The 9,009-nt window shown below is 41.6% G+C and carries 4 protein-coding genes; all 4 read right to left on the bottom strand.

What is annotated here, in order from left to right; genetic code table 11:
• Positions 1–25: 25 nt before the first annotated feature.
• The 4 genes from DWX84_RS08200 to DWX84_RS08180 all read right to left on the bottom strand — a co-directional run bounded on the left by DWX84_RS08200 (position 26) and on the right by DWX84_RS08180 (position 8,811).
• The gene (locus DWX84_RS08200; RefSeq protein WP_122377477.1) at positions 26–562 is read right to left on the bottom strand and encodes a DUF2284 domain-containing protein; all 537 of its coding nucleotides are present in this window, start codon (positions 560–562) and stop codon (positions 26–28) included.
• Between the two features lie 346 nt (positions 563–908).
• Positions 909–2,192, bottom strand: coding sequence for an Ig-like domain-containing protein (locus DWX84_RS08190; RefSeq protein ID WP_227154235.1), 1,284 nt, complete (start codon positions 2,190–2,192; stop codon positions 909–911).
• A 32-nt stretch (positions 2,193–2,224) separates the two neighbouring features.
• A complete protein-coding gene (locus DWX84_RS08185) occupies positions 2,225–7,129 on the bottom strand; it encodes a DUF5074 domain-containing protein (RefSeq protein ID WP_121960680.1) in 4,905 nt (1,634 codons plus the stop codon).
• A gap of 14 nt (positions 7,130–7,143) precedes the next feature.
• Positions 7,144–8,811, bottom strand: a complete 1,668-nt coding sequence (locus DWX84_RS08180; RefSeq protein WP_122377476.1) for an Ig-like domain-containing protein — start codon at positions 8,809–8,811, stop codon at positions 7,144–7,146.
• Positions 8,812–9,009 lie beyond the last annotated feature (198 nt).

Raw genomic sequence — 9,009 nt, 5'->3', positions numbered from 1 at the left:
GCGTGTGAAGTAAATCTGTATCATGTCAAGATAAGAATCCACTAACCAGAAGTAAATATTCCGGCAAATTCCGATTCTCGGACCACTTCATCTCTATACCGAACAACTCCGAGGTAGTACGTCCCAGATCGAACCCACAGGCCTCAAGGGAACGACGGATCCGCGAAGGATAGCGGCAAGCCTTACCAGATCTACGTGTACACTCTTCCCAAGGGCAAAGGATACAACTACCGGCATAAAACGCCCGTCCATTATATTCCTCCTCCAACGCAAGAAGACGTTTATCCAATCGGCTCCTTTCCCGGTGCATCAACTCTTGCCCCGCTTCCACCGCATCCGGTACATCCAATACAACGGGAGTTATCCGCGTACAAACAATCAATAGATTCCGAAACCCGGATAAATAGTCCTCCGAATCATTAAAAGGCGGACAACTCCAACTGTTTCCATACCTACGACACTCCCGGCAATAGGCCATGAAACGCCGCTCATCCCGATAACGTAAGATATAATCATCCACAGGGATGGTTCTTGTATAATCGTAGCTTTTATATTCGATCATATGAAAAGAAAATTTTCTTGTAAAGAAATAAAAAAATCAGCAACTACATACATTATAATACAGGGAACACAGTACAGCTACACGTGAAGCTTTCAATGAAAAAACAATGGCATGGTATTATGGTGATATACTCCGGGATCGTCGCAAGGAACGCAAATTAACCCAAAAGAAGCTAGCTTGTAGTCCGATAAAAAGATATATGATCTTACCATTATAAGATGTATGATCTTACCGTTGTAAGATGTATAATCTTATCGCCGTAAGATCATACATCTTTCACGGAATCTGTAACGCTAGAGTACTCTCATGAGTAAGAGAGAGCGCTCTAGCGAAATCAAGAGATGATTTACTTCACGACAAACTTAACAGAGACTTTCTCTGTACCTTTTACCGCTGTAAAGCCATAAACACCTTTATTCAAGTTTACTGTTTTCACGTCATCAGAAGAGGTGATCGCATAAGTAGATACTACAGAACCTGCGGTGTTCGTGATGTAACCGGTATAACCGGCTAGATCTTTTACATGCAAGGTATTGTCGGAATAAGAGATGTTTGCGGTTGCGGCCGCTGATTTCGTGGCTGTACCGGTTACGGTTACTTTACAGTACGTGTTATATTTACCATTAGCTGTAATTAATTTGATTTCAGTTGTACCCGGAGCTACAGCCGTAACTTTACCCGTTTGATCAACTGTCGCAACAGCAGTATTCTTAGAAGACCATACCGCACCCGTTAAAGAAGCATAAGCAGATTGTACAGACGCAACTAATTGATAGGTTCCACTTCCACTCAAAGAAATAGCTTTCTTATTAAGCCAAATGATAGGAGTTGCCGCTACTAAATTATCACCCGGTTCTGTTCCCGATGTCGTTCCCATAAAACTATTCCAGCTCCAAGCATCCCAAGTACCATTCTGGACTTTTCGGCTTGATGCCCCGTATCCGGAATAAGAGAAATCTTGAGTATAGGAATCACGAACGAAATAACTCCAATAACCGGAATACCAACCAGCGAACCAGTGGTTAGTTGCCGTAGCCGTAGCCACCCAATAGTCATAATCATAAGCAGGATAACTTGTTCCATTTGAACCAAATGGATGATAAATAACACCTGATGATTTTCCTTGGTTTATAGCAGTTCTTGCAAGTGTTGCCGCATTATCTGGATAAGTATAACTAACATGAGCTTTAGCGCTGTCTAACTGAAAAGATATTTGCATTGAAGTCGCTCTTGGTTCACAGTATCCAATGCCATTAATCGTATAACCCATTGAACCTGTATATTGAACCAATCCAACCAAACGGGGATCAGCTTTCATCACAGACTCAAATAGGCTCAATCCAGAAATGGTATCTACATCAGCAGACCATCGATATCCCCATACCATATTATCGGGTACGGTTTTATCAGTGTCATGCCAAGTCAAAACTATAGCCGCACGGTTTTCACCATCACCTACCCAGAAATCAATACTGTCAAAAGAAAAAGTACGGTTACTCCTTGCGGACATCAAAGCCGCTTTCTGTTTTTCCGCCGGTAAATCCGAACGTAACACACCTTGTACCATACGCTGTGCGCTGATACTTCCCGCCATTAAGATTAATGCGAGAAAAAGATAAAGCTTTTTCATGCTCATCAATGTTTAATTTGTTAATACATTATTTATTTAACAACGATCGTCTTGCTCATCCGATCATTATCTTTTACCACTACTATAATATAAGCACCTCTTGAATATTGGATTGGATGAGACTCGTTAATTCCCGATATCTTAAAAAGATCCAATATAGCGCCATTCATATTTACAATATAGCAAGAATAACCTTCCAGATTATTCAAATGCAATCGACCTTCATAGTAATAAATCATCGCTTCACCAACACCGATAGCCTCATTACCCACCGGACCGGATGTGGAGAATGGCTCACTATAGAATGTTCCTAATATCTCTTGCCTACCATCACCTTCCTTGATAGCTGTAACTTTTACGATATATTCTGAACTTCCATCTAATTCAGGAATAGAGACCTTGATCTTTTCTTGTTCCCCAGAACGAAGCTCACTCATCAAGCCAGTAAGGATATTACCCTCTGCATCAACCGTGTAAACACCAAATAATACAGGTATCCCATTTACGTACTTATAAATAAACACCTCGTAGAAAGTAGCCTCCGGAACTTTCGGAAATGTTAATATAGCCGTGGAATCTTTTACTTCAACCACGGGATTTTCCAAATTCGGATCTATTACCGTTACTTCACAAGTAGCGGTATAACCACCTTCATCTGTTGTCACCGTAATTGTAGCTACACCGGCGATACCGGCCTTAACCGTACCGTCGTTAGTTACTGTGGCTACCGTGGCATCCGAAGAACTCCAAGTTACTGATTTATTAATCGCATTGGATGGAGATACCACCGCTGCTAATACAGCCTCCTCACCTTTATTCAAAGACAAAGAAGACGCATTTAGGCTAACACCCGTAACATTTGCCCCCGGTTTTTCCAGTTCCGCAGAAACAATCACTTTACAAGTAGCTGTATAGCCTCCATCAAGGGTTGTTACCGTGATCGTAGCAGTTCCTTCCTCATATGCGGAAACATTGCCATCTTCATCGACTTCCGCAACCAATCGATTATCACTTGACCAGTTTACAGTTTTTGTTTTAGCATTTTCCGGAAGAACTGTCGCTATTAATTGAGCAGAACGCCCTATTAGCAACTCCAGCCGATCTTGATTTAAAGAAACACCTGTCACTTTTATAATACCCTTTCCCACTGACAATGTGCACGTCGCAACAAACCCACCAGTATCAGTCTTCACTCGAATTGCCGTTTCACCGTCAGCTAATGCTTGGATCTCTCCTGTTTTAGAATTAACTGTCGCAACATTTTCATCACTGCTAGTCCATGTCACACTTTTTTCCACATCCGGCTTTGTTGGATCAGTTTGTACTTCATAAGATAAAGTGAAATGCTCACCAATAGCCGCTACTCTTTGAGAAGACTCTAAAGTCACACCCCAAACCCCTAAGCTCTTATCAGTCACATGGATTTGAACAGAATCTTTAAAACCGCCATCTATCGCCTCAAACACAACTCCTGTTGTCCCAACCTTTGATGGTTTATAACCTCCGTTCAATCCTGAGGGATCCGGTTTTACATAAGTAATAATATCCTCATCTTCGATAACCACTTCAGGAAGCATTGTACTAGAAGCGCAAGACGAATTCATTGGATAATAATTAAATTTAAATTTAGAGCGCAAATCATAAACCTGTCCATCATTTATATCCCATAATATATCTTTAGGTTCTACACTAAAGGATTCTAGAGGTATTTCTCCTTGTACATAAACCATACACGTGTCAGACGCTTGACCATCTTCCGATGTTGCTATGATTGTATGCTTAGACATATTGCGACATTGAAATAAACCATTTTCATCAATATAAGTAGAGCCACTCCATTTTACCGAAGAGAAACTAACATCATCAGGATAAACTTTTGCGGTGAACTGAAACCTTTCATTTTGTCCCACTTTCACAATTCTATCTGGTACAAGAATTGTTAATCTGGCAGCAGCAACTTTTGCAACAGTTATCTGACATTCTGTAGAAGCCAAACCATTTTCAAGATATACTTCAATATTTGCTTTCCCTTCTTTATGGGCCGTAACCAATCCTCCATCATCAACAGAAGCTATCGTTTCATCCGATGAAACATATAAGACTTTTACAGGTTCTACGTCTCCCCACTCTATTTGAGGTTTTAACTGAAAAGTTTCATCGGTTTTCATAAACAATGAACTTTTTTCCAATTCGAACTTAGTTAAATCATTTGCACTACACAGAAGACAAGAGATTTCACTCGTTTCCCCTGTCTGCGAGTCCTGGACTGTCGCTATAAGTGTTCCTGTCCCTTGAGTATCATCATAACAGTTCAAAACTAAATTCTCACCGTCAAAACTGTCAAATCCCCAACGATCCGCTAAATCTCCTTCAACTCTAGCATCTATAATATCAATATAATCAGGCTTAGCTGGTTTAAAAACAACAGGAATTTCCAAAAACCACTCTCCGGCACCATCATTATAATTATATTTTACAGTCTTATTTTTAAAGGCCGCACCTTCATACTCAAACGAACAAGAAAGTTGACACGAAGCTAAAGCATCACTACCCGCAGCTGAAACAGTAATAGTCACTTCACCACTACCCTTTGCTTGTATCACTCCTGCATTACTAACAGAAAAAACAGTTTCATCACTAGAAGACCATTTCAAATCCTTCGAACTGGCATTGTCCGGCCTAACAATAGCGGAAAGCTGTAGCTTGTCATTCAGGTTCATCGTTAAGACATCTTCTGGCAGCAACTCTCCTGAAGATGCGAATCGCAATTCTATTTTTTCGACAGGTATAAATGTTTCTACCGTTACCTTACGTTTAGTTACAGACAAAGTTTCTCCGGTTATTTCCGATTTAATTGTCGCAATAATTTCAGCGACACCAGCAGAATGAGCAGTAACATTCGCATAATATGCCGTTCCTTCCACCGTTACGATATTTTCATCGGATGAAGTCCACTCTATCTTTTCTCCTAATTCTATTCTATTATCTACAGGAGTCAGCACTCTTTCTTTTGTTTCTCCAACATATAATTCTACAGAAGATTCCTTTAATGTCATTGCTGGACGCTTGACAGTAACAGAACATTTCGCAGAAAGTGTCGGGCGTATCTTACTCTTCGCTGTAATTATCGCAGTACCATAAGTGACACCAATGACAGTACCATCTTCCGAAACCCTCACAATTTCAGGATGAGAACTACTCCATTCTATTGTCTCTTCCGCTAATCCTGTAACAGCCAATGTTAAAGTTTTTTCTTTTCCTTCCAGTGTCACCTCTTTTTCATTAAACTCAAAAGGAGCTACTGTTGAAGTTGTCAACTTTACGACAACTTGTTTATTTACGATCTTACCATTTGAGTTAAACTCAAAATTAAGTTGAATTTCTTTCACTTCTTGGATACTCTCCACGATCGGAGCAATAGTCAACGTGTTATTTATCACCTCCGCACTAATTAGTTCCGGATTCGGATTCACAATCGTAGTAACAACCGCTGAAATCATATTATCACCATCTTCTATAATCTCATCCATTGATTTACTATACTTCGTATTTTCAGCGGAAAACGTAATTTCGCTAGGTAAACCGTCTGTGATTGTCGGAGCCATGTTATCCGGGAACACAGGCAAAGCAGGGAACCAATAATTCACTTTCTCATAAGGATAGCGACCTACCATTGTTCCGTTCGTATCCCCTCTTCCGTCTGTTTTAATTACCGCTAATTCATGTTCCGGGTTTAAGAATTCATGATAAAGGAAACAATACATATTATCATCCACCGGATCAATACGGAATCCCGTACCATAAAGACGCCAATCTCCTTTATCTAGCTTTGTAAAGTCGAATACTTGATAAAAAGAATCCTTATCTATGTCATAACAGAAAATCTTATATCCCGTGAACCAACTACCGGAGCCTTGTCCTTTCCAATAGATCTTATTCTCTTTCGTACTGGCACAGAAACCATCGGCGGTCCATGCATACCAAGAGTTGGGAATCTCCTCAATACCATCCGTTGTTGGTATATCTACCTTTTGCGTTGTTAACGTATATGGATTCACTTTCCACATATAAGGCATTGTCGCTCCGGTACCAGTTAACTCGAATGTCACGCTAGCCCATAAATTACCATCTTTAGAAAGCACGATAGAGCCCAAGCCATGATTACTATCCTCCTCGGGCTTCAATATCATATTGATAACTTTATCTTCTTTCGGATCGATCACCAACAATCCTTTCGTTTGATGTACCGCAAATACATATTTTCCAACACGGATCATGGTTCCAATCTGTGAATGATACAAATCGCTGGAAGAAATTCCCGTCGTTCCTCCGATTGCGCTGGCCTCGATAGACATCTGGTTTTCATCATATTTTCCGGTCTTTTCATCGTATCCTGTATGAAAAACATAAATACCATTACTCGTTCCGATATAACCTTTCGTCAGATCCACTCCTAAAAAAGAACGTCCATCAGCTCCTGCGCTGTTGATCGTCTGAAATTCCTTCTTCACTTGCATCGTTTTCGCGTCAATTACCGCTAAGCGACTTCCCTCTACAGATGCCGCACCATCTTTTGATTGCTTGGACACGATATACAACAAATCCCCATAAATCGTACCGAACTGGCTCGTACATCCCAATTCATGTCCCGGATTCTCTCTTTGGAACGCGTTATATGTCCAAGTCCCATCATCCGACAGGAAGTTCACCGAACTGTTTTGGTGCCCGTACCAATCTTCGTTTACGATAAAGGTACCTTTCGTGTAATCCACGCTTTCATTGGATCGAAGCATCGAGGCTCGTGCCTGCGAACCGGGTAATTCAGGTAATTGCAATTTCTGTTTCTCTATCGGATTCAGATCCCGCGAACCGGTTTGGCCTACTACCAACAGAGCCGATAGCAAACAGACCATACTTAAGTAAAGTGTTCGTCTCATGTTAATAAATTTAATTATTGAGTAATATGAATTTTAAATGTCTTTTTATCGCCATCCTTTTCGCCTATCAGTAGATAATTCCCGGATGGAAGAGATATTGGATGAAGTTCCTCCCGAACTTGAATCACAAAACGTTCCAACATTTTCCCGTTTATCTGCATTAAATAGATTTGATATCCGGCTAAATGCTCAAAGCGCAACGCTCCATTCTGATAGGAAACCTTTGGGATAACGGGAGCCATAGTCTCATTGCTCACCGGATCAGAAGATTTTTCTACCATATAGGTATCGATCACGTCCAAGCCATTCATGACTTGGATCTCTATCCGATAAGCGTCATCCCTCCCTAGGTTCTTCAGTGGGACGGATATAGTGCCGGAAGTAGCCCGTAAGCCTTTCGTCAGTAGTTCAGTAATGATATTGCCTTCCGCATCCGCTACGTAAGTGCCTATCTTTTTATAACTTCCATTCTCATATCTGTAGACACGAACCTCATAGGAGGTGGCTTCCTCCACTTTAGGGAATGAGATAACCGCCCCGGTCCCTTCAAAATCGATCTCAGGAGTAACCGTCTCCGTTACCGTCACCTCGCAAACAGCGGTATATCCGCCATCTACCGATCGGGCTGTTATTTTCACCACACCGGGCTTGGCACCTGTTACGACCCCATCTTCTACCGTTGCTATACCTGTATCGGAACTACTCCAAGTAACCTGCTTATTATCAGCGTTTACAGGAGAGATACTAGCTGCAAGGATTGCATTTGCTCCTGCTTGTAAACGCAAAGAAGACTTATTGAGAGAAATGGATGTTACGTGTATCGCCGGGATCTCGGGTTCATCCCCTCCACCTCCAGAGGGTATTGTCGCTGCGACAAAGACATCTCCGGGCTGAGTTCCTTCTGATGTATTCATATTTCCATTCCAACTCCACGCATCCCAACAACCATCCGTCAATACACGGCTTGTAGCACCTAAACCTGAATAACTAAAATTCGAGGTTTGACTACTTCTCACAAAATAACTCCAATAACCATAATACCAACCGGCTTGCCAATGAATGCCATTGCTACAACTCCAATGGTCATAGTCATAAGATGGATATCCATATCTTTCCGCATTTATCGGGTGATAGATAACCCCGGTTTGTACGCCTTGTCGAATAGCCGCCGCTACGTCCCCCGCCGGATTTTCAGGAAAACCAGTCTGCCCCAACAAAGGATTCGTAATGGGAGGTTCAAATTTGAAAGCATTATTCGGTTCATTCTTGGCCACATCCAAATCATATCGGACGTCCAGATTATCCCCATATCCAATACCATCGATCGTATAACCCATCCAACCCGTATATTGGGTTAATAAAAGAAGTTTCTGATCGGCCTTCGCTATCGCCACGATCATATCGTGTCCGGTAGCCTCGCCATCCCAGCGATATCCCCAAACCATAGCATCCGGTCGATTCCCATCATGCCATTCGATCACTAAAGCGGCTCTCTTGCTGCCGCTTCCTACCCAAAACTGGATGTCGTCAAAAGAAAAGCTGGCGTCAGCCCTTAACTGGGACTTTGTTTTCGCCAGCACATTCGGAGCCGAGGGATGTGGTTGCCCTTGAACCAATCCTTGCGCCGAAAGACCTACTACACACAAAGCCATTACAAAGAAAAGAGATAGAATTTTTCTCATAAGCTTTTATATTAAATGTAAAACTCCAAAAAACGATCAAGAGGGAATATAAAAGAAAGATCAAATAATCATGAATATTTCCATAGTCCGGGAGGTACTAAGTCACGATTCACCCGATCAATCCTTCATGTAAAGCAATATTCACTTCGTATATTTCCCCTTTTTGAATCCTACGCTAAACCCCGGTAGCGTAAAATC

This window comes from Parabacteroides sp. AF21-43 (assembly GCF_003635435.1).
Taxonomy (GTDB): domain Bacteria; phylum Bacteroidota; class Bacteroidia; order Bacteroidales; family Tannerellaceae; genus Parabacteroides; species Parabacteroides distasonis.
This window is presented reverse-complemented; position numbering and strand designations above follow the sequence as displayed.

Excerpts from the sequence above, each read along its gene's own strand:
- DWX84_RS08200 (WP_122377477.1), bottom strand. The coding sequence starts at position 562 with ATGATCGAATATAAAAGCTACGATTATACAAGAACCATCCCTGTGGAT.
- DWX84_RS08190 (WP_227154235.1), bottom strand. The coding sequence starts at position 2,192 with ATGAAAAAGCTTTATCTTTTTCTCGCATTAATCTTAATGGCGGGAAGT.
- DWX84_RS08185 (WP_121960680.1), bottom strand. The coding sequence starts at position 7,129 with ATGAGACGAACACTTTACTTAAGTATGGTCTGTTTGCTATCGGCTCTG.
- DWX84_RS08180 (WP_122377476.1), bottom strand. The coding sequence starts at position 8,811 with ATGAGAAAAATTCTATCTCTTTTCTTTGTAATGGCTTTGTGTGTAGTA.